Annotated in this window: 22 protein-coding genes; 3 read left to right on the top strand and 19 right to left on the bottom strand. The window is 62.0% G+C overall.

What is annotated here, in order from left to right:
* Window positions 1-4: 4 nt before the first annotated feature.
* From RO009_16675 to RO009_16585, 19 genes are all read right to left on the bottom strand, one after another.
* Window positions 5-1675 carry a ribonuclease J gene (locus RO009_16675; protein MDT3686666.1) on the bottom strand — a complete coding sequence of 557 codons (1671 nt, stop codon included), beginning with the start codon at window positions 1673-1675 and terminating at the stop codon, window positions 5-7.
* Window positions 1675-2466, bottom strand: coding sequence for a biotin--[acetyl-CoA-carboxylase] ligase (locus tag RO009_16670; protein MDT3686665.1), 792 nt, complete (start codon window positions 2464-2466; stop codon window positions 1675-1677). Before RO009_16670 ends, RO009_16675 begins: the two co-directional genes overlap by 1 nt.
* Window positions 2467-2469: 3 nt before the next feature.
* Entirely contained in the window at window positions 2470-3906 is a 1437-nt protein-coding gene (gene nuoN / locus RO009_16665; GenBank protein ID MDT3686664.1) for an NADH-quinone oxidoreductase subunit NuoN, read from the bottom strand.
* A 3-nt stretch (window positions 3907-3909) separates the two neighbouring features.
* Window positions 3910-5472, bottom strand: coding sequence for an NADH-quinone oxidoreductase subunit M (locus RO009_16660; protein MDT3686663.1), 1563 nt, complete (start codon window positions 5470-5472; stop codon window positions 3910-3912).
* Window position 5473: 1 nt separating this feature from the next.
* Entirely contained in the window at window positions 5474-7402 is a 1929-nt protein-coding gene (gene nuoL, locus RO009_16655; protein MDT3686662.1) for an NADH-quinone oxidoreductase subunit L, read from the bottom strand.
* Window positions 7403-7409: 7 nt separating this feature from the next.
* On the bottom strand, window positions 7410-7718 hold the full coding sequence (nuoK, locus tag RO009_16650) for an NADH-quinone oxidoreductase subunit NuoK (GenBank protein MDT3686661.1): 309 nt from the start codon (window positions 7716-7718) through the stop codon (window positions 7410-7412).
* Window positions 7715-8326 (bottom strand): NADH-quinone oxidoreductase subunit J, encoded by a 612-nt coding sequence (locus tag RO009_16645; protein ID MDT3686660.1) that lies wholly within the window; start codon window positions 8324-8326, stop codon window positions 7715-7717. Before RO009_16645 ends, nuoK begins: the two co-directional genes overlap by 4 nt.
* An 8-nt stretch (window positions 8327-8334) precedes the next feature.
* Window positions 8335-8823 (bottom strand): NADH-quinone oxidoreductase subunit NuoI, encoded by a 489-nt coding sequence (gene nuoI / locus RO009_16640; GenBank protein MDT3686659.1) that lies wholly within the window; start codon window positions 8821-8823, stop codon window positions 8335-8337.
* Between the two features lie 8 nt (window positions 8824-8831).
* Window positions 8832-9857, bottom strand: coding sequence for an NADH-quinone oxidoreductase subunit NuoH (gene nuoH / locus RO009_16635; protein ID MDT3686658.1), 1026 nt, complete (start codon window positions 9855-9857; stop codon window positions 8832-8834).
* Between the two features lie 4 nt (window positions 9858-9861).
* Window positions 9862-11940: an NADH-quinone oxidoreductase subunit NuoG gene (nuoG, locus tag RO009_16630; protein MDT3686657.1), complete on the bottom strand. Its 2079-nt coding sequence runs from the start codon at window positions 11938-11940 to the stop codon at window positions 9862-9864.
* Between the two features lie 4 nt (window positions 11941-11944).
* Entirely contained in the window at window positions 11945-12445 is a 501-nt protein-coding gene (locus RO009_16625) for a hypothetical protein (protein MDT3686656.1), read from the bottom strand.
* A 13-nt stretch (window positions 12446-12458) separates the two neighbouring features.
* The gene (gene nuoF / locus RO009_16620) at window positions 12459-13763 is read right to left on the bottom strand and encodes an NADH-quinone oxidoreductase subunit NuoF (GenBank protein ID MDT3686655.1); all 1305 of its coding nucleotides are present in this window, start codon (window positions 13761-13763) and stop codon (window positions 12459-12461) included.
* Complete coding sequence (nuoE, locus tag RO009_16615; protein ID MDT3686654.1) at window positions 13763-14506, bottom strand: NADH-quinone oxidoreductase subunit NuoE; 744 nt, start codon at window positions 14504-14506, stop codon at window positions 13763-13765. The genes nuoF and nuoE overlap by 1 nt, the downstream gene beginning before the upstream one ends.
* Before the next feature lie 85 nt (window positions 14507-14591).
* Window positions 14592-15782, bottom strand: a complete 1191-nt coding sequence (locus RO009_16610) for an NADH-quinone oxidoreductase subunit D (protein MDT3686653.1) — start codon at window positions 15780-15782, stop codon at window positions 14592-14594.
* A gap of 13 nt (window positions 15783-15795) precedes the next feature.
* The gene (locus RO009_16605; GenBank protein MDT3686652.1) at window positions 15796-16248 is read right to left on the bottom strand and encodes a GFA family protein; all 453 of its coding nucleotides are present in this window, start codon (window positions 16246-16248) and stop codon (window positions 15796-15798) included.
* A complete protein-coding gene (locus RO009_16600; protein MDT3686651.1) occupies window positions 16248-16676 on the bottom strand; it encodes a thioesterase family protein in 429 nt (142 codons plus the stop codon). Before RO009_16600 ends, RO009_16605 begins: the two co-directional genes overlap by 1 nt.
* 1 nt (window position 16677) lies before the next feature.
* A complete protein-coding gene (locus RO009_16595) occupies window positions 16678-17301 on the bottom strand; it encodes an NADH-quinone oxidoreductase subunit C (GenBank protein ID MDT3686650.1) in 624 nt (207 codons plus the stop codon).
* Window positions 17302-17310: 9 nt separating this feature from the next.
* The gene (locus tag RO009_16590) at window positions 17311-17874 is read right to left on the bottom strand and encodes an NADH-quinone oxidoreductase subunit B family protein (GenBank protein MDT3686649.1); all 564 of its coding nucleotides are present in this window, start codon (window positions 17872-17874) and stop codon (window positions 17311-17313) included.
* A gap of 22 nt (window positions 17875-17896) precedes the next feature.
* Window positions 17897-18262, bottom strand: coding sequence for an NADH-quinone oxidoreductase subunit A (locus RO009_16585; protein ID MDT3686648.1), 366 nt, complete (start codon window positions 18260-18262; stop codon window positions 17897-17899).
* Window positions 18263-18590: 328 nt separating this feature from the next.
* On the opposite strand from RO009_16585, the gene RO009_16580 reads away from it, so the two are divergent.
* From RO009_16580 to RO009_16570, 3 genes are all read left to right on the top strand, one after another.
* Window positions 18591-19898 carry a patatin-like phospholipase family protein gene (locus tag RO009_16580; protein ID MDT3686647.1) on the top strand — a complete coding sequence of 436 codons (1308 nt, stop codon included), beginning with the start codon at window positions 18591-18593 and terminating at the stop codon, window positions 19896-19898.
* Between the two features lie 42 nt (window positions 19899-19940).
* Window positions 19941-20318 (top strand): hypothetical protein, encoded by a 378-nt coding sequence (locus RO009_16575; GenBank protein MDT3686646.1) that lies wholly within the window; start codon window positions 19941-19943, stop codon window positions 20316-20318.
* A 67-nt stretch (window positions 20319-20385) separates the two neighbouring features.
* Window positions 20386-21852, top strand: a complete 1467-nt coding sequence (locus RO009_16570) for a YcjX family protein (GenBank protein MDT3686645.1) — start codon at window positions 20386-20388, stop codon at window positions 21850-21852.
* The last annotated feature ends 3 nt before the right edge of the window (window positions 21853-21855 follow it).

The raw sequence follows: 21855 nt of genomic DNA, 5'->3' as shown, positions 1-21855 counted from the left end.
TGCATCACACCACCAGAACATGCACGTGGCAGGCCGGTTTCTTGCCCCATTGCGCCGCCAAGGCCGCGCGCACGCCACGGCGAATGGATTCCGCAATGGAATCAGGATCGCGCCGGCGCGGTTTCGGCAATGTCTCGATGGTGCTCATCACCGCATCATAGGCGATGTCGGAAAGGTCGGAACCGTCGCGGCCCTTTTCGGGAATGCCCATCAGATCGATTTCCGGATCGGCGGCGAGAATCCCTTTTTCGGTCAATGCGATGGCGACGAAAACCATACCGGCGAAGGACAATCTGCGGCGTTCGGAAATGGTCTTGCCGTCGGCCGGGATCAAAAGGGCGCCGTCCTTGTAGAGTCGGCCCGTCGGGATTTCATCAATGATCTCAGGGGCGTTTGGCGCAAGCTTCAGCACGTCGCCGTTGCGGCAGCGCACGATATGCTTGAGTCCGAGACGACGACCGATTTGTTCATGCTCGTATAAATGCAGTTCCTCGCCATGTACGGGCACCAAGATCTGCGGTTTCACCCATCCGAGCATCTCTTCCATTTCCGATACTCGCGGATGGCCGGAGACGTGGACGAGATGCGTGCGGTCGGTAATGACATCGACATTCTGCGCGATCAGTCCGTTGATGACAGCGCCGACCGCCTTCTCGTTGCCGGGAATGGTACGCGAGGAGAAGATCACCCGGTCGCCCTTGTTGAGGGTGACGTCGGGATGCTCGTCCTGTGCGATGCGCGCGAGCGCCGCGCGCGGCTCGCCCTGGCTGCCGGTGCAGAGCGCCACCACCTTGTTCGGCGGCAAATAACCGTAGGTGTCGGGCCCGCGGAAGGGCTGCACGCCGTCGAGATAGCCGGTCTCCCGCGCGACCTGCGCCACGCGCTCCATCGCGCGCCCGACCAGCACGACCTCGCGTCCGCAGGCGTGCGCGGCGTCCGCCACGGCCTTGATGCGCGCGACGTTCGAGGCAAAAGTCGTCACCGCGACGCGCGCCGGAGCCGAAGCGATCAGCTCCGCCAGCGCTTTCGCGACATCGGCCTCCGACGGCGATCGCCCGCCGCGCACGGCGTTGGTGGAATCGCCGACAAAGGCGAGCACGCCTTCCTCGCCAAGCCGCTTCAGCTTGTTCTCGTCGGTCCCCTGCCCGATCATCGGCGTCGGATCGAGTTTCCAGTCGCCGGTATGCAAGACATTGCCGAACGGCGTGCGCAGGATGAGCGAATTGGATTCCGGAATGGAATGGGCGACGGAGACGAGTTCGATATCGAACGGGCCGACGGTGAACCGGCTCCCCAGGTCGACCACCTTGACCGGAATTTCCGGCGCGCCAGGCTCGCTCTGCCGCTTGGCTTCCAGCAGCGCCGCTGTAAACGGCGTGGCATAGATCGGCACCCGCAATTGCGGCCACAAATCCAGCACCGCGCCGAAATGGTCTTCATGCGCGTGCGTCAGCACAATGCCCGCAAGATTTTTACGCTCCTCGACCAGATAGCGGATGTCCGGGAAGATCAGGTCGACGCCCGGAAGATGCTCTTCCGAGGCAAAGGAGACGCCGAGATCGACCGCGAGCCAAGTGCGTCGGCGAGCATCGCCCAGACCGTAGAGGGCGAGATTCATTCCGATCTCGCCGACGCCGCCCAGCGGCGTAAAAACAAGTTCTCCGGCTGCGGCCATCAATGCGGCCTCGCGTCGATAGAACTGGTGGCAACCGGCCCGAAATAGACATCGCCCGCCGCCACCGGAACCTGCGCACCATCGGCCGTCTGCAACACCAGACGGCCCTGCTCATCCAGCGTGCGGAAAATGCCCTGCAACGTCGTATCCCCCGTTCGGATCGTGATTTCCCGGCCGAGCCCGGCCGCATGGGTCAGCCATTGCGCGCGGATCGCGTCAATGCCGCGACCATTGTCCCATATCGCGTAGAAATCGACCCAGGCATCGGACAACTCCGCAAAAACATGTTCGGCGCCGACGTTCTGGCCGAGCGCGTGCAGGGACACCGCCGGAAACGGAACGTCATGCGGTGCGGACACGATATTCACGCCCATGCCAATCACCACAATGGCCGGTGCATCGCCGCTTTCCGATTCGAGAAGAATGCCCGCGAATTTCCTGCCATCAGCGAGCACATCATTCGGCCATTTCAAGGCCACCGAAAGTCCGCTGGTGCAATTCTCAATCGCCCGCCACAGCGCAAGTCCCGCCACAAATCCCAATGTCGCGCCGAGAGACAGCGGCGCATTGACTGTCATCAGCAAGCTGGCGGCGAGATTGCCTTCCGGGCTGCTCCAGGTGCGTCCGCGCCGGCCGCGCCCCTGCGTTTGCGCACGCGCCGCGATCCATAACGGCCCGCGCTCCCCGGCGCGGCTGCGCTGCAGCGCTTCGGTATTGGTCGAGCCAATGCTGTCATATCCGGCAAGACGGTAGCCTGCCTGCGCCGCCCGCGGCCCGAGCGCGAATGCCATGTCTCAGAAGAGTGACTTGGCCGCGGCCGTCGCGGCGTCCAGCAGCGGCGCCGGATAGACGAAGAAAAGAAGATTGAACAGGCCGGCGACCCCCAGGACGACAACCTGCTCGCGCGGCATCGGATCGAAACTCTTCTGCGGCTCGTCGAAATACATGACCTTGACGATGGCGAGATAGTAATAGGCGCCGATGACGCTGGTGAGAACACCGATCACCGCCAGCGTGTAAAGCCCGGCATTGATCGCAGCGAGAAACACATAGAACTTGGCAAAGAATCCCGCGAGCGGCGGGATGCCGGCGAGCGAGAACAGAAGCATGGCGAAGAGGAACGCCATTCCCGGGCTGGTCCGCGAGAGCCCGGCGAGATCGGAAATCTCTTCCACCATGCCGCCCGGGCGTTTCATCGACAGGATGCAGGCGAAGGTGCCAAGCGTCATCGCGAGATAAATCGCAATATAGACCAGGACGCCCTGCACACCTTCCTGGGTACCGGCGGCGAGGCCGACCAGCGCAAAGCCCATATGCCCGATCGAGGAATAGGCCATCAGACGCTTGATATTGCGCTGACCGATGGCAGCAAAGGCGCCGAGCGCCATCGACGCAATGGCGACGAAGACCAGAATCTGCTGCCACTGCACCGCGATGGTCGGAAACGCAACGACGACGGCGCGCATAAAGATCGCCATGGCGGCGACCTTTGGTGCCGATGCGAAGAACGCCGTCACAGGAGTCGGCGCGCCTTCATAGACATCGGGCGTCCACATGTGGAACGGAACCACCGAGACCTTGAAGCAAAGCCCGGCCAGGATGAAGACAAGGCCGAAGGTGACGCCGAGCTCGCTCTGCGCCACCACCTTGGCGATGCCGCCGAAGGCGACGGTGCCGGTATAGCCGTAAATCAGCGAGGCACCGTAAAGCAGCATGCCAGACGACAAAGCGCCGAGGACGAAATATTTCAGGCCCGCTTCGGTCGAGCGCACGGAATCCCGATGGAAGGCGGCGATGACGTAGAGCGACAGGCTCATCAGCTCGAGCCCGAGATAGAGCGCGATCAGATCGCCCGCGGACACGAGTACGCCCATGCCGGCGGTCGCGAGCAGCACCAGAACCGGATATTCGAATTTGAGAAGCTTCTCATTGCGGAAATAGTCGAGCGACATCAGAAGCGCGACCGCGGAGCCCCCAAAGGCCAGCACCTTCAGGAAGCGTGCGAAGTCATCCAGCACCAGACTGCCATTGAACGTGACGACCCTGCCGGCCGGCAGCCAAAGCACGATCGCCGCCGCTGCAATCAGCAACATGATGCCACCGGTATAGATCGTCAGTGACGCGCGCTCGCCACGATAGGCCCCGAACATCAATAGCAGCAGCGCGCCGGCGACGAGGACGATCTCCGGAAAGACCGGCAGCAGATTGGGGATTTGGGCGGATGCTGTCATCGATCAATCCCGGACAAGAAACTGCGTATGTTGCCGCGGCATCGCGTGGTCCGCGTCTTCCTGCTTGGTCGTGGCGGTCTTCTTGCCGTTCACCGCCTGATTGTAGTTGGCGATCAGCGACTCGACCGACACCGCCGACATGTCGAGCACTGGCTTCGGATAGAAGCCGAACAGCACCGTCAGGACGACAAGCGGCCCCAGAACGAGGACCTCTCGATAGTTGAGATCCTGGATGTTGATCAGCGACGGCTTTTCGAGCTTGCCAAAGATTATCTTGCGGTAGAGCCAGAGCGCGTAGGCGGCAGAGAGGATGACGCCGGTTGTCGCCAGGGTGGCTACTGGAATGTTGATCCTGAAGGTGCCGATGAGCGTCAGAAACTCGCCGACAAAGCCGGAGGTTCCCGGAAGGCCGACATTCGCCATGGTGAAGATCATGAAGGCCGCCGCATAAAGCGGCATGCGCTCCACGAGACCGCCATAGGCTGCGATCTCGCGGGTATGCATGCGGTCGTAAACGACGCCGACGCAGAGGAAGAGCGCGCCCGACACGATTCCGTGCGACACCATCTGGAAGATGCCGCCGCCGACGCCCTGCGAGGTAACGGCGAAGATGCCCATGGTGACGAAGCCCATATGGGCGACCGACGAATAGGCGATCAGCTTCTTCATGTCCTCCTGCATCATCGCCACCAGCGAGGTGTAGATGATGGCAATCACCGAGAGCACGAAAACCAGCGGCGCGAAATCGGCCGATGCCAGCGGGAACATCGGCAGCGAGAAGCGCAGGAACCCGTAGCCGCCCATCTTCAGCAGAATGGCCGCGAGGATGACGGAGCCCGCTGTCGGCGCTTCCACGTGAGCATCCGGCAGCCAAGTGTGCACCGGCCACATCGGCATCTTCACCGCGAAGGACGCGAAGAAGGCGAGCCATACCCAGGTCTGCAGGCTGTGCGGGAAGTCGTGCTTGATCAGCGTCGGAATGTCGGTCGTGCCCGCGCTCCAGTACATCGCCATGATGGCGAGCAGCATCAGCACCGAGCCGGCGAGCGTGTAGAGGAAGAACTTGAAGCTGGCATAGACGCGGCGCTGGCCACCCCAGATGCCGATGATCAGGAACATCGGAATGAGGCCGCCTTCGAAGAACAGATAGAACAGCACGAGATCGAGCGCCGAGAAGGTGCCGATCATCAGCACTTCCAGCACGAGGAACGCGATCATGTATTCCTTGACGCGCTTCTCCACCGAATCCCAGCTGGCGATGATGCAGAACGGCATGATCGCCGTGGTGAGGATCACGAGCGGCAGCGAAATGCCGTCGACGCCCATGTGATAGGAGGCATACCCGCCGAGCCAGCGCGCCTTCTCGACGAACTGGAAATCGGCCGTCGTCGGATCGAAGCGCCAGACCAGCATCAGCGACAGGGCGAAGGTAACGATCGTCGTCCACAGCGCGATCCAGCGCGCATTGCGCTTCGCCGCCTCGTCCTCGCCGCGCAGCGCCATGAGGAAGAGAACGCCGACAAGCGGCAGGAAGGTAGTGACGGAAAGAATGGGCCAGCTCGCCATGTCAGTGCGCTCCGGCAAACATGAACCAGGTGATCAGCAACGCGGCACCGATCAGCATGGCAAAGGCATAGTGATAGAGGTAACCGCTTTGCAGCCGTACCGCGCCGCGTGTCACGTCCAGCACCCGCGCGGAAACGCCGTCCGGACCGAAGCCGTCGATCAGCCAGCCGTCGCCCCGCTTCCAGAGCGTGTAGCCGAGCCATTTGGCAGGGCGCACAAAGATGAGCTCGTACAGCTCGTCGAAATACCACTTGTTGAGCAGGAACCGGTACAGCACGGGATGTTCGCGCGCGAGCCTGACCGGCGTTTCGGGGCTGCGGATGTAGAACTGATACGCGATCAGGAATCCGATCACCATCATCACCGTCGGCGTGACGACAACCATGAGCGGCACGTGATGCATGTCGTCGAGGATCGTGTTGCCCTGCCCGAATTTCAGCGACTCGCGGAAGAAGTCCGCGACGTGATGACCGGCGAAATATTCGTAGAACGGCCAGCCGGCGAGGATCGAGCCGGTGGCCAGCGCAGCAAGCGGCACCAGCATCACCAACGGGCTTTCATGGGCCTCGTCATAGTGATGATGGTCATGCGGCTTGCCATGGAAGGTCTTGAAAATCAGGCGCCAGGAATAGAATGACGTCAACAGCGCCGCCGCGACCGTGCAGGCGAAGGCATAGACCGCCATCGGATTCTTGCCGGCATAGGCGGCTTCGATGATGGCGTCCTTTGAGAAATAGCCGGCGGTAAAGGGGAAGCCGGTGAGCGCCAAGGTGCCGATCACCATCATCCAGTAGGTGAAGGGAATCTTGTCCTTCAGCCCGCCCATGTGACGGATGTCCTGCTCGTGATGCATCGCATGGATCACCGAGCCGGAGCCAAGGAACAGCAGCGCCTTGAAGAAGGCGTGCGTGAACAGGTGATACATGCCGACGGAATAGGCGCCGACGCCCATGGCGACGAACATGTAGCCAAGCTGCGAACAGGTCGAATAGGCGACGATGCGCTTGATGTCGTTTTGCACGAGGCCGATCGTCGCCGCGAACAAAGCCGTGGTTGCGCCGAAGAAGGTGACGACCGTCAGTGCGACCGGCGAAAGCTCGAACAGCGGCGACAGCCGCGCGACCATGAACACGCCGGCGGTGACCATGGTGGCGGCATGGATGAGCGCGGAAACCGGCGTCGGGCCTTCCATGGCATCCGGCAGCCAGGTGTGCAGCAGGAACTGCGCCGACTTGCCCATGGCGCCCATGAACAGGAACAGGCAGATCAGGGTCAGCGCATCGACGTGCCAGCCGAAGAAATTGATGGTCTTGCCGACCAAAGCCGGCGCCTGCGCAAAAATGATGTCGAAATCGATCGAGCCCACCATCATGAACACGGCCATGATGCCGAGCGCGAAACCGAAATCGCCGACCCGGTTGACCACGAAGGCCTTGATGGCGGCGGCGTTCGCCTCAGGCTTGTGATACCAGAAGCCGATCAGGAGATAGCTCGCGAGGCCGACGCCTTCCCAGCCGAAGAACAGCTGAGCGAGATTGTCCGCGGTGACCAGCGCCAGCATGGCGAAGGTGAACAGCGACAGATAGGCGAAAAAGCGTGAACGGTGCGGATCCTCGTGCATGTAGCCGATGGAATAAAGGTGCACGAGCGCGGAAACGGTCGTCACCACGACCAGCATCACAGCGGTGAGCGCGTCGACGCGCAACGCCCAGTCGACCTTCAGGCTGCCCGAGGTCATCCAGTTGAACAGGACGACGCGTTCTTCATGATGGCCAAAGCCGACCTGCACGAGCGTGATCCAGGACAGCACCATCGAGGCAAAGAGCAGGATGGTGGTGACGAGCTCTGACGGGCGCGCGCCGATGACGCGGCCGAACAGGCCCGCGATCAGGCAGCCGATGAGCGGCAGGAAAACGATCGCCTGATACATCGCTGGTTCAGCCCTTCATGAGATTGACGTCCTCAACCGCGATGGAGCCGCGATTGCGGAAATAGACGACGAGAATGGCAAGCCCGATCGCGGCTTCGGCGGCGGCGACAGTCAGCACCAGGAGCGCGAAAATCTGGCCCGTGATGTCGCCGAGGAAGCTCGAGAACGCGACCAAGTTGATGTTGACCGAGAGCAGGATCAATTCGATCGACATCAGGATGATGATGATGTTCTTGCGGTTGAGAAAGATGCCGAGAATCCCGAGCGTGAACAGGACGGCGGCAACCGACAGGTAATGTCCCAATCCAACGATCATGCGTCCAGCCCCTGCCCCGACTTGACCTTGCGGATTTCGATTGCGGTCGCCGGCGTGCGCGCGACCTGCGCGGAAATGCTCTGGCGCTTGATGCCGACGCGATGGCGCAGCGTCAGCACGATGGCGCCGATCATGGCGACAAGCAGCACGACACCGGCGAGCTGGAAGAAATAGAGATACTTCGTATAGAGCACGAGACCGATGGCTTCGGTGTTGCTGAGATCGGCGGGGATCGGCTCGGCGATCACACGCGGGGTGCCGCCGGTGATGCTGACGGCACCGACCACAAGCAAGATTTCGGCGAGGAAGATCACTCCGACCAGCGCGCCCACCGGCAGATATTGCAGAAAGCCCTCGCGCAGTTCAGCGAAATCGACGTCGAGCATCATTACGACGAACAAGAACAGAACCGCCACCGCGCCGACGTAAACCACAACCAGAATCATGGCGAGGAATTCGGCGCCGAGCAGCAGGAACAGTCCCGCCGCGTTGACGAAAGCGAGGATCAGATACAGCACCGAATGCACCGGATTGCGCGAGGCGATCACCATCAGCGCTGAGGCGATGCAAATGGTCGCAAAGAGATAAAAGAACAAGGAGGGGATCATGAGCGGGCTTACCGGTATGGCGCGTCGAGCCGGATGTTCTGGGCGATTTCCCGCTCCCAGCGATCGCCGTTCGCGAGCAGACGTTCCTTGTCGTAATAGAGTTCTTCGCGGGTCTCGGTGGAGAATTCAAAATTCGGACCCTCGACGATGGCATCCACCGGGCAGGCCTCCTGGCAGAACCCGCAATAGATGCACTTCACCATGTCGATGTCGTAGCGCGTGGTGCGGCGGGTGCCGTCATTGCGGCGGGGGCCGGCTTCGATCGTGATCGCCTGCGCCGGGCAGATCGCCTCGCACAGCTTGCAAGCGATGCAGCGTTCTTCACCGTTCGGATAACGACGCAGCGCATGCTCGCCACGGAAACGCGGCGAGATCGGTCCCTTCTCGTGCGGATAGTTCAGCGTGGGCTTGGCCTGGAAGAAATAGCGCATGCCGAGAAAGAAGGCCTGCACGAATTCCGTCAGGAAAACCGAACGCGCTGCCTGATCCAATCGCATCGCAGACCTCATTTCGGCGCCAGACCGGCGAATTGCAGAACGCCGGCCACGATGACGACCGCCGCCAGCGAGATCGGCAGGAACACTTTCCAGCCGAGCCGCATCAACTGGTCGTAGCGATAACGCGGTACGATCGCCTTCGCCATGGCGAAAAGGAAGAACATGAACAGGCATTTCAACGTGAACCAGACGACGCCAGGCACCCAGGTGAAGGGGGCGAACGGCGCCGGCGGCAGCCAGCCGCCCAGGAACAGGATGGTGGCCATGGCGCACATCGTGGCGATGGCCACGTATTCGCCGAGCATGAACATCATATACGGGGTCGAGCCGTATTCGACCATGAAGCCGGCGACGAGTTCCGATTCTGCTTCCACCAGGTCGAAGGGCGGGCGGTTGGTTTCCGCCAGCGCCGAGACGAAGAAGATCACGAACATCGGCAACAGCGGCAGCCAGTACCAGTTGAACAGGCCCCAGGACCCGTTCTGCGCCTCGACGATCGCGCTCAGATTAAGCGAGCCGGCGCAGAGAAGGACCGTGATGATCACGAAGCCGATCGAGACTTCGTAGGAAACCATCTGCGCGGCGGAACGGAGCGCGGCGAGGAACGGGTATTTCGAGTTCGACGCCCAGCCGCCCATGATGATGCCGTAGACGCTGAGCGAGGAGATCGCGAAGATGTAGAGGATACCGACATTGATATCGGCGATCACCCAGCCCTGATGCACCGGGATCACCGCCCAGGCCGCCAGCGACAACAAGCAGGTCACGAACGGCGCAAGCAAGAACACGCCCTTGTTGGAGCCGGCCGGGATGACCGGCTCCTTCAGCACGAATTTCAGAAGATCGGCGAAGGACTGGAACAGACCCCAGGGCCCGACAACGTTCGGGCCACGCCGGATCTGCACCGCTGCCCAGATCTTGCGGTCGGCATAGAGCACATAGGCGATGGCCACGAGCAGGATGACCATCAACAGCAGGCTCTGCGCCACCATGATGATCAGCGGCCAGATATAGGCGGTGAAGAATTCAGCCATCGCCCTACTCCGCCGCCACGTTGCGCCGGCCTTCCGCAAGGGCCGAGCATTCGGCCATCACCGCGGAGGCACGGGCGATGGGATTTGTAAGGTAGAAATCTTCAATCACCGACGTGAACGGCGCCTTGTCGGGCGCGCCGTCGACCTGCGCCATGCGCCGCACGTCACCCGGATCGCCCGGCTCGACCTGATCAACCCGCATCATGTGCGGATGCGCGGCGAACAGAGTCTGGCGCAATTGCGCAAGCGAGTCATAGCCAAGCTTGTGCCCGAGATGTTCGGACAGCGCGCGGATGATGGCCCAGTCCTCGCGCGCGTCGCCGGGCGGGAACGCGGCGCGGGCCGCCATCTGCACGCGGCCTTCGGTGTTGACATAGATGCCGGATTTCTCCGGATAGGCGGCACCGGGCAGAATGACATCGGCGCGATGGGCGCCGGCATCGCCATGCGAGCCGATATAGACAACGAAGGCGCCCGGCATGACGTCGATCTCGTCGGCGCCGAGCAGGAACAAGACGTCGAGATTTCCGGTATCGGCCATCTGCAACGCGGTCTGCGCGTGGTCGCCCGGGACAAAGCCGATATCCAGCGCACCGACGCGGGAGGCCGCGCTGTGCAGCACCGAGAAGCCGTTCCAGTCATCCTTGACAGCTCCGATCTTCAGCGCCGCGCGGGCAGCGAGCGAGGCGATGCGCGGACCGTCGTTGCGGGCCAGCGCGCCGGCGCCGAGGATCAGCAACGGACGCTGTGCGTCCTTTAGAATATCGAAGAAATCGCCCCTCCCTGCCGCAACTTCCGCGAGGCTGTCGGGGCCGGCACCGAGATAGTGATATGGATAGGTGAGATCGACGCGTTCGCCGATCAGACCGATCGGGAAATGTCCCATGCGCCAGCGCTTGCGAATGCGCGCATTGAGGATCGCCGCCTCGTGACGCGGATTTGACCCGACGATCAAGGCGGCGTCCGCTTTCTCGATGCCCGGAATGGTCGCATTGAATGTGTAAAGCGCGCGGCCCCAGCGCGGATCGATCATCGAGCCGCGCTGGCGCGCGTCGAGGTTTTTCGATCCGAGCCGCATCATCAAATCCTTGAGCGCGAACATCTCTTCGACCGCGCAAAGATCACCTGCAATCGCGCCGATCCGATCGGGACGTGCATCCTTCACCTTGATGGCGATCAGCGCGAAGGCCTCGTTCCAGGTGGCGGGGCGCAAGCGGCCGGCTTCCCGGATATACGGGGTATCCAGACGCTGCGAGCGCAGGCCGTCGACAACGTGCCTCGTCTTGTCGGAAATCCATTCCTCGTTCACGTTGTCATTGTTGCGCGGCAGAATGCGCATCACCTCGCGGCCGCGCGTATCGATCCGAATGGCCGAACCGACAGCGTCCATCACGTCGATGGATTCGGTCTTGTTCAGCTCCCACGGCCGCGCCACGAAAGCGTAAGGCTTGGAGGTCAGCGCACCCACCGGGCAAAGGTCGACCACGTTGCCTTGCAGCTCGGAGGTCAACGCGCTTTCGAGATAGGTGGTGATCTCCATGTCCTCGCCGCGGCCGATGGCGCCGAGCTCCGGAACACCGGCGACCTCGGTCACAAAACGGACGCACCGGGTGCAATGGATGCAGCGGTTCATCGAGGTCTTGACCAAGACGCCAATATACTTGTCCTCGACCGCGCGCTTGTTCTCCCAAAAGCGCGAGCTATCGACGCCATAGGCCATGGCCTGGTCCTGCAGATCGCACTCGCCGCCCTGATCGCAGATCGGGCAATCAAGCGGATGATTGATCAGCAGGAATTCCATCACGCCTTCGCGCGCCTTCTTCACCATCGGCGTGCGGGTGTTGACGACCGGCGGCTCGCCGTTCGGCCCCGGCCGGCAGTCGCGTACGGCCCAGGCGCAGGACGCGACCGGCTTCGGCGAGCCCACGAGCTCGACCAGGCACATGCGGCAATTGCCGGCAATCGACAGCCGCTCATGGAAGCAGAAGCGCGGAATCTCGGCGCCTGCCGCCTCGCAAGCCTGCAGCAGCGTATATTCCGCCGGTACGTCGATTTCGGTGCCGTCAACGATGAGTTTGGTCATCGCGTCATGTCTTTCTCAACTTGCAGTCGGGAGGCGTCACGCCCGCGGCGGCCATCGCCGCCTTCACGAAGCTCTGCGTCTTGTCGCTATAGGTCTTGAGGAAGCCCGGCTCCTGGACGGACTTCTCGCACAGAAACGGCAGATGAGCGGAGACGTCGCCCTCGCAGGAATTCTGCCATTCCTTCAATCCTGCGAAGGCGGTCAGCGATTCTTCGCACGCATAAAGCAGATAAGACACAAACGACTCGTAACGAAGCCGTGTGGCCTGATTGCCGGCCTTGATGGCGTCGTAATCGGGTGCGGTGAACTCGGGGTACCTGAATTCCAGATCGAGATAGCCGAGATAGACCTGACGCGCGCTCGTGGCCCGGTTGTTGTGTCGCAGTTCGTTGAATTGCAGAAGAACCGCGGCGAAACCGATGGCAGCGACCAACGCCGCAGCGATCTGCGCTGCGTTTCCCCATTTCTGCCACCACATGGTGCCGTTGGATGCCATCGCGATCATGTTCCAATCGTGCCTATTCCGCCGCCACCGGCACCGGTTCGGAATGCGGATTGGCTGCATACTCGTCGATGCGACGCTCGATCTCGTGCCGGAAATGCCGGATCAGACCCTGCACCGGCCAAGCCGCCGCATCGCCCAGCGCGCAGATGGTGTGCCCTTCAACCTGAGTCGTGACCTCCAGCAACAGGTCGATTTCGCGCTTCTGCGCGCGGCCTTCCGCCATGCGCGAGACCACGCGCCACATCCAGCCGGTGCCTTCGCGACACGGCGTGCACTGACCGCAGCTCTCGTGCTTGTAGAAGTAGCTCAAGCGCGCGATGGCACGCACGATGTCGGTCGATTTATCCATCACGATCACGGCGGCCGTGCCGAGACCGGATTTCAGATTCTTCAGCGTGTCGAAATCCATATAGGCGTCGGCGATCTGGTCCGCCGGCACCAGCGGCACCGAGGAGCCGCCAGGAATGACGGCCAGCAGATTGTCCCAGCCGCCGCGAATGCCGCCGCAATGCGTTTCGACCAGCTCGCGGAAGGTGATGCCCATCGCCTCTTCGACATTGCAGGGCTTGTTCACGTGGCCGGAAATGCAGAAGAGCTTGGTGCCGACATTGTTCGGCCGGCCGATGCCCGCGAACCAGGCCGCTCCGCGACGCATGATGTCGGGCGCAACGGCAATCGACTCCACGTTGTTGACCGTGGTCGGGCAGCCATAGAGGCCGACATTGGCCGGAAATGGCGGCTTCAGCCGCGGCATGCCCTTCTTGCCTTCCAGGCTTTCGAGCAGCGCCGTTTCCTCGCCGCAGATGTATGCGCCGGCGCCGTGATGCACGTAGACATCGAAGTCATAGCCGTGGATGTTGTTCTTGCCGATCAGCCTGGCTTCATACGCCTGATCGATGGCGGCCTGCAGGCGCTCACGCTCGCGGATGAACTCGCCGCGCACATAGATGTATGCGGCAATCGCGCCCATGGCGAAGCCGGCGATCAGGCAGCCTTCCACGAGCAGATGCGGATCGTGCCGCATGATCTCGCGGTCCTTGCAGGTGCCCGGCTCGGATTCGTCGGCGTTGACGACAAGGTAACTTGGGCGGCCGTCCTTGGATTCCTTCGGCATGAAGGACCATTTGAGGCCGGTCGGGAAGCCGGCGCCGCCGCGGCCGCGCAGGCCCGACGCCTTCATCTCGTTGATGATGGCGTCGCGGCCCTTTTCCAGAATGCCCTTGGTGCCGTCCCAGGCGCCGCGGGCCCGCGCGCCTTCCAGCCCCCAGTCATGAAGGCCGTAGAGATTCCTGAAGATGCGATCCTTGTCCGCGAGCATCACTTGCGTCCCTTGCCGGAGGAATCGCCGACCGGTCCTGCCGGCACCGCCGCTTCCCGCACATTGGCAGCCGCGCCCGGCTTCTTCGCCTTACTGTCTTTCAAGGGCGCGCCCGAGGATTTCGGTGCGGTCGCGTAAAGCGCGGGATCGGTCAGCGTGGTTGGCCCACCCTCCGGCGCCGAGAATTGCCGGTTGATCTGCGGACCGGGCGGCGGCATTTTGCCTGCCTTCAGGTCATCCAGAATGCGTTCAAAACTCTCCGGCGTCAGGTCTTCGTAGAAGTCGTAATTGACCTGTGCCATCGGCGCATTCACGCAGGCGCCGAGACATTCGACTTCGACCCAGGACAGCGCGCCGTCCGGCGTCACCTCGAACTGCTCGCCGATCTTCTTCTTGCAGACCTTCTTCAGCTCCTCGGCGCCGCGCAGCATGCAGGGCGTCGTGCCGCAGAGCTGCACGTGATAGCGGCCAACCGGCGCCAGATTGAACATGGTGTAGAAGGTCGCGATCTCCATGACGCGGATATGCGCCATGTTGAGGAAATCGGCGACGTAGCGGATCGCGGCTTCCGGCACCCAGCCGCCGGACTGTTCCTGCGCCTTCCAGAGCAGCGGAATGACGGCGGAGGCCTGACGGCCGTCCGGGTATTTTTCGAGCTGTGTCTTCGCCCAGGCGAGATTCTCCGCCGTGAAGGAAAACTCCTTCGGCTGAACTTCAGCGGGGGCAAGGCGGCGGACGGCCATCGGCAAATTCCAGTCTTCTAGACGCAATCTTGTCTAAGGAGGATTCGCAGCGCGCGAATATTCTGCGCAAGGAGGAAGCGGGCAATCACCGGTCCACCTCCCCGAACACGATGTCGAGCGAGCCGAGGATGGCGGAGACGTCGGCCAGCATGTGGCCCTTGCAGATGAAATCCATCGCCTGCAGATGCGCAAAGCCGGGCGCGCGGATCTTGCACTTGTAGGGCTTGTTGGTGCCGTCGGCGACGAGATAGACGCCGAACTCGCCCTTGGGCGCCTCGACCGCGGCATAGACCTCGCCCGCAGGCACGTGAAAGCCTTCGGTGTAAAGCTTGAAGTGATGGATGAGCGCCTCCATGGTGCGCTTCATCTCGCCACGTCTGGGTGGCACGATCTTGTTATCGTCCACCAAAACCGGGCCCTGCCCTTCCGGCGCGCGCAGCTTCTCGATGCACTGCTTCATGATGCGGACCGACTGGCGCATCTCCTCCATTCGGATGAGATAACGGTCGTAGCAGTCGCCGTTCTTGCCTACCGGGATGTCGAAATCGAGCTCGCCGTAACACTCGTAGGGCTGCGCCTTGCGCAGATCCCAGGCGGCGCCGGAGCCGCGCACCATCACGCCCGAAAAGCCCCAGGCCCAGGCGTCTTCCAGCTTCACCACGCCGATATCGACATTGCGCTGCTTGAAGATGCGATTGCCGGTGAGCAGCGTGTCGATATCGTCGAGCGTCTTCAGGAACGGATCGCACCACGCTTCGATGTCGTTGATCAGCTTCTGCGGCAGGTCCTGATGAACGCCGCCGACGCGGAAATAGGCTGCGTGCATGCGCGAGCCGGAGGCGCGCTCGTAGAATACCATCAATTGCTCGCGCGGCTCGAAGCCCCAGAGCGGCGGGGTCAGCGCGCCGACGTCCATCGCTTGCGTGGTGACATTGAGCAGATGCGACAGCAGCCGGCCGATCTCGCAATAGAGGACGCGGATCAATTGCCCACGCTTCGGGACTGTGACACCGAGCAGCTTCTCCGCCGCGAGGCAGAAGGCGTGCTCCTGGTTCATCGGCGCGACGTAATCGAGCCGGTCGAAATAGGGGATCGCCTGCAGATAGGTCTTGTGCTCGATCAGCTTCTCGGTGCCGCGATGGAGCAAGCCGATATGCGGATCGACGCGTTCGACGATCTCGCCATCGAGCTCGAGCACGAGGCGCAGCACGCCGTGCGCCGCCGGGTGCTGCGGGCCGAAATTGATGGTGAAATTGCGCTCGGCGGTCTGTGCCATCGAATGTAACCGATCAATCCTGCGCCGCTGACTGGTTTTCCTGCGCGAAGGCAGCAAAAACCTCAGCGCCAGTCATCGTCTTCGTCTTGTTCGCGAATTCGTAATAGGCCGGCTTCTCGTCGATGAAGATCTGACTTGTGAAGGCGAAGCCGCTTCTGTCGTCGAAGGCCTCTGTCGACACCGCGTAGAATTCCTTCCCGACGAGCCGGTAGAACAGCGGCGTGCCACATTGCCGGCAAAAGCCGCGCTCGGCCCATTCGGACGAGCGATAGACGCCCAACGCCGTTGTGCTTTCGAATTCAACCGGGCCTTCGCATTCCAGCGCGAGGAACGGGCCGGCAGTCCACTTCCGGCACATACTGCAATGGCAGGCTCCGAATTCGCCATTCTTAGGGGTTGCGCGAAAACGCACGCCGCCGCACAGGCAGCCGCCGGGTAACTGTCGATAAGAGGCAGCGTTCGCCATCATGCCACTCTTGCCTTGGCCGCTTTATCCGCGACCCGCGCATTAAACTTGTCCCAGGTCACCACTGCGCGCTCATGACGGCCCTCGCCGATGACGTCGACGCCATCATGGCCGCGCACATGGAAGGTCAAACGCTTGCCGTCGACGGCGGTGCATTCGGCCTCGACCGTCACCGTTAGCCCGGGCGGCGTCGCTGCGAGATGACTGAAGTCAACATGGATACCCAAGCTGCCCTCGCCCGGATCGAGATGCTCCTTCATCAGGTCGATGCAGGCCCATTCAAACAATCCGACCATATAGCCGGTGGCGAGGACCCGGGGCATGGTCTGGAAATCCGCCGCTTCCGGATAGAGATGCGGAACAGTCTTGTTGTCCGGGACACGGTAGTTAAAGCGATGCTTGAGGCCCGGTTTCAGGGTTTCTTTCACGTCAGCTACCCTTCCCGGCTTTCCCGTCCTGGGCCTTCTCGTCGCCCGGCAAAGGGTAGTCAGTGCCTTCCCAGGGCGACAGGAAATCAAAATTGCGGAATTCCTGGTTCAGGCGCACCGGCTCATAGACCACGCGCTTGACCGAATCATCCCAGCGCACCTCGACAAAGCCGGTGAGAGGGAAATCCTTGCGCAAGGGATGGCCTTCGAAGCCGTAGTCGGTGAGCAGGCGGCGCATGTCCGGGTGGCCGGTGATGAGCACGCCGTAAAGATCGTACAGTTCGCGCTCGAACCAGTCGGCTCCCGGAAACACCTCGATGATGGAAGGCACAGGAGTCGCTTCATCAGTTTCCAGCTTCACGCGGATGCGCGCGTTCAGCTTCGGCGACAACAGATGATAGACGACATCGAAACGCTTTTCGCGGGCCGGCCAGTCGACCGCGGTCGCATCGATAAAGCACACGAACTGGCAGCGGGGATCGTCGCGCACGAAGCGCATGACCTTGACGATATCCTGCGCCTTCACCGTGACGGTGAGTTCGCCGGTCGCAACGGCGTGTCCGATAACCGATCCCGCAACCGCGTCGGCAATCGTCTGACCGAGAGCTGAAAGCTTATCCTGCATTACCGACCTTCAGCGCTCGATCGTGCCAACGCGGCGGATTTTCTTCTGCAGCAGCAGAACGCCGTAGAGCAGCGCCTCCGCCGTGGGCGGACAGCCTGGGACGTAGATGTCAACCGGCACGATGCGGTCACAGCCGCGTACGACCGAATAGGAATAGTGATAATAGCCGCCGCCATTGGCGCATGATCCCATCGAGATCACGTAGCGCGGCTCCGGCATCTGGTCATAGACCTTGCGCAAAGCCGGCGCCATTTTGTTCGTCAACGTGCCGGCCACGATCATCACATCGGATTGCCGGGGCGAGGCGCGCGGCGCGAATCCGAAGCGCTCGGCGTCGTAGCGCGGCATCGACATCTGCATCATCTCAACCGCGCAGCAGGCGAGACCGAAGGTCATCCACATCAGCGAGCCGGTACGCGCCCATGTCACGAGATCGTCGGCGGTGGTGACGAGGAATCCCTTGTCGGAGAGCTCGTGGTTCAATCCGACATAGAATGGATCATCCGTGCCGGCCGGCTTTCCGGTCCGCGGATCGATGATGCCTTTGGCGGCGGGAGCAATAACCGCGCTCATTTGATATTCCCAGGGTGCGCGCTCAATCCCATTCCAGCGCCCCCTTCTTCCACTCATAGATAAAGCCGATGGTCAGGACCGCAAGAAAGACCATCATCGACCAGAAGCCGAACAAACCGAGCTTGCCGAACGCCACCGCCCACGGGAACAGGAAGGCGACTTCCAGATCGAAAATGATGAACAGGATGGCGACCAGATAAAAGCGAACGTCGAATTTCATACGTGCGTCATCGAACGCATTGAAACCGCATTCATATGCGGACAACTTTTCTGGATCCGGCTGCTTGTAGGCGACAATGAAGGGAGCGATCAGCAATGCGGCGCTCAGGCCCAGCGCAACGGCAATGAAAACCACGAGCGGGAGATATTGCTGAAGAAGCTCGCTCATGCCGACCCTGCCTCGCACCTCAGTGACTGAGCGCGGACGGATAGCCGCCCGCGCCTTGCGGAATCCCGCCCCGGACCACAGCCGGCCAGTGGGACGGCGCCAGCACGAAACAGCCCCGGAATCGGTGCGAAATGGCGACGCGGCGGGAACGCGCGACCCTTTACCCCAGTGCATACACAATAACAAGCGTTCCCGTGTCCCAGCCCTGCCACCATTCTCTGAAACTGTGGGCATCAACTTTCGTATGTGGATGAAAGCCGCCGGCACCCGTGCCGAATTGCCATGTGGAACCACCTGTTACAAAATTACCGCGATGCGGACTCATTTGATGACATCAATGGTCAGTCTGACGGGCCTGTTCTCAGCCCTACTGATGGGGGCGGTCTTTCTTGACCTGAACGCCGCAAATGCCCGGCCCAGCCGGGCCGTGGATTTGGCATCGCCCTCCGCACGAACTGATCCCCTCCTCGAATTTTCCGGCCAGGAGCGATCTGGCAGGAAGATACAAAAGGGCCCTGCCAAGAAAACGCAAAAACGCGCGCCGTCCTCCAAGACGGAAGAGCCCACCATCGCTCCGCGGCAGGAATTCACGGCAGCCGATCAGGCGGCGGCTGTGATCCCGGGAATTCCGAACGCACGGTTCTGGGCCGATTCACCGCAGGACTTTATCCGGGCGTTGCCGCAGACCTCCGGCCCCTGGCTGATCCTGTCGACCGGGGGCGAGGATGGCGCCTATGGCGCCGGCCTGCTCGCCGGCTGGAGCGCCGCGGGCACGCGGCCGGAATTCTCAGTCATCACCGGCGTCAGCACGGGCGCCTTGATGGCGCCCTTTATATTTGCCGGCACGAAATACGACGACCAGTTGCGCGCGGCCTACACAACCATCAATGCCACTGACATCTTCGAGATCGGCGGCAAAGGCGAAAGTCTGCTCGACACCTGGCCGCTGAAGGAGCTTGTCGCAAAACAGTTTACGAAGGAATTGCTTGCGGATGTTGCCGCCGAGCACAGGCGCGGTCGCAGACTGTTCGTTCTGACCACCAACCTCGATGCTGGCCGGCCTGTCGCCTGGGATATCGGCGCCATCGCCAGCAAAGGCGATCAGCAGGCGCTCGAACTCGTTCGCGAGATTCTCATGGCCGCGATCAGCATTCCGGGCGCGTTTCCCCCTGTTCTGATCCCGGCAGAGGCCGGCTCGGCGCGCTTTCACGAAATGCATGTCGACGGCGGCCTTGGGGCGCAATTCTACGTCGCACCAGATGCCCTGCAGATGAGCACAAGCAGCTTCAAGCTTCCCGCCACCGATCTCTATATCGTCGTCAACATGAAGCTCGGAACCGACTTTCAGGTGACGGAGCGCAGCACGCTCGGCATTCTTGGGCGCACGGTGTCGGCGGCGATCAAGGTCGTGGCCCGCAATGCCATTGACCGCGCCTTTGTTCTGGCGCAACGAAGCGATGTGCCCTTTCACCTCGCCTTCATTGACGAGGCCTTCAGCGCGCCAAGCCGCGGACCCTTCGATTCTGATTATATGAAGGCTTTATTCGATTTCGGTTTCGCGCAAGGCAAAAGCGGGCTGGCGTTCCGAAATGAACCCCCCGACTTTTTCACACGACCAACCAAAGCTGCGCGATGACGCACGTCTAGACATTTAGACATTTCCGCTGGGGACAAGGCCATGACGCGCTTGTTGAGGACTCTTACGCTGATGGGAATGCTGGTCATCCTGGCAGGAACGCCGGCGCGGGCGCAGGTGGCGAGCTATGACGGGCTGTGGAGCGTGCTGATCATCACCGAGCAAGGCACCTGCGATCGCGGCTATCGCTATGCCGTCCGCATCAAGCATGGCCGCGTTGGACATGCTGATCCGGCCAGTTCAAGTTTTCGCATTCAGGGCCGCGTCGCCCGTGGTGGCGGAATCCGGGTCAGCGTGACCCGCGGCGACAAGAGCGCTAACGGCACTGGACGAATGAGTAGAACATCCGGCTCCGGGACCTGGCGCTCGTCCAAAGGGGAATGCTCCGGAATCTGGAGCGCCGAAAAACGCGGTAACTGAGCCTCTTCCTGCCGCATCCTTCTCTGGCAATTGAAGTCACCCTTCCCTGCGCTTAGGTAAGCGCTCGATGGCGAACGCTCTGACCCGGGTGGCCGAACAGACTCGTGCCGCCTCCTTGGCGCTGTACGAATTTGGCACGTCCCTGTTCAACCCGACCGTCCGGCTCGGCGTGACGGGCTTGTCGCGCGCCGGCAAGACTGTTTTCATCACGGCACTGATCCACGCGTTGCTGCGCGGCGGACGCTTCCCCGTCTTCGAAGCCTCGAACGGACGCATCATCCGCGCGCGGCTGTCGCCACAGCCGGACGACGCCGTTCCACGGTTCGACTACGAAAAGCATGTTCATGCGCTGGTGACCGAGCGGGCCTGGCCGGAATCGACCCGTCAGATCAGCGAAATCCGCCTGGTCATCGAATACCAATCAAAGAAGGGCGCGTTGCGCGAGCTCACGCTGGATATTGTCGACTATCCGGGGGAATGGCTGCTCGACCTGCCGCTCATCGAGAAAAGCTACGAGACCTGGTCCGCAGAAACGCTGACGCTGGCGCATATGCCTCCACGCAAGGCGCTCGCCGCGCCGTGGCTGTCACATCCCGGCCTCGCGCCTTCGGCGCCGGAAGATGAAGATCATGCGCGCGCAGCCGCCAGATTGTTCACTGATTATTTGCGCGCCTGCCGCGACGAGCGCTTCGCCATGAGCCTGTTGCCGCCGGGCCGGTTTCTGATGCCCGGCGATCTTGCGGATTCGCCGGCGCTAACTTTTGCACCCCTCAACGTTATGCCGGACAGCGAGGCGGCGCCCGGTTCGCTGCACGCGATGATGAAGCGGCGCTATGAAGCCTACAAGGATGTGGTGGTGCGGCCTTTTTTCCGCGATCATTTCGTGCGGCTTGATCGCCAGATCGTCCTCATCGACGTGCTGGCGGCGCTCAATGCGGGACCAGACGCGCTGGCTGATCTCGAACGCGCGCTGACTGCCATCCTCGAATGTTTCAACTTCGGCCGGAATAGCTGGCTCAGCACCATGTTCGCGCCGCGGATCGACCGCGTCCAGTTCGCCGCGACCAAGGCGGACCACCTGCATCACTCATCGCATGACCGGCTTGAGCGCATCCTCTCGCGCATGACCGACCGCGCCGTGGCGCGCGCCAAGTTCTCCGGGGCGCAGATCGATGTGGTGGCGCTGGCCGCCGTCCGCGCGACACGCGAGGCACAGGTCAAGCGCGGGGCCAACCTCCTTGCCTCCATTGTCGGCACGCCCGTGGCCGGCGAAATCGCCGGAGGCAAGACATTCGACGGCGCGACCGAAACGGTGATCTATCCGGGCGAATTGCCGGCAACGCCGGATGGGTTCTTTGAAGGCAAAGGCAATTCATTCCGGGGGCTCGCATCCACGGGTCAGGACGACGCCGATTTCCGTTTCCTGCGCTTCCGGCCGCCACTCTTGGAAACTGCCGAGAATGGCGCGCCCGCCTTGCCGCATATCCGTCTCGATCGCACGCTGCAATTTCTGATCGGCGACAAACTGCAATGAAGG

Origin of the sequence: Pseudorhodoplanes sp. (genome assembly GCA_032027085.1) — a bacterium.
Classification (GTDB): Bacteria; Pseudomonadota; Alphaproteobacteria; order Rhizobiales; family Xanthobacteraceae; genus Pseudorhodoplanes.
Note: the sequence above shows the minus strand (reverse complement) of the source record. Positions and strands in the feature narration are given on the sequence as shown.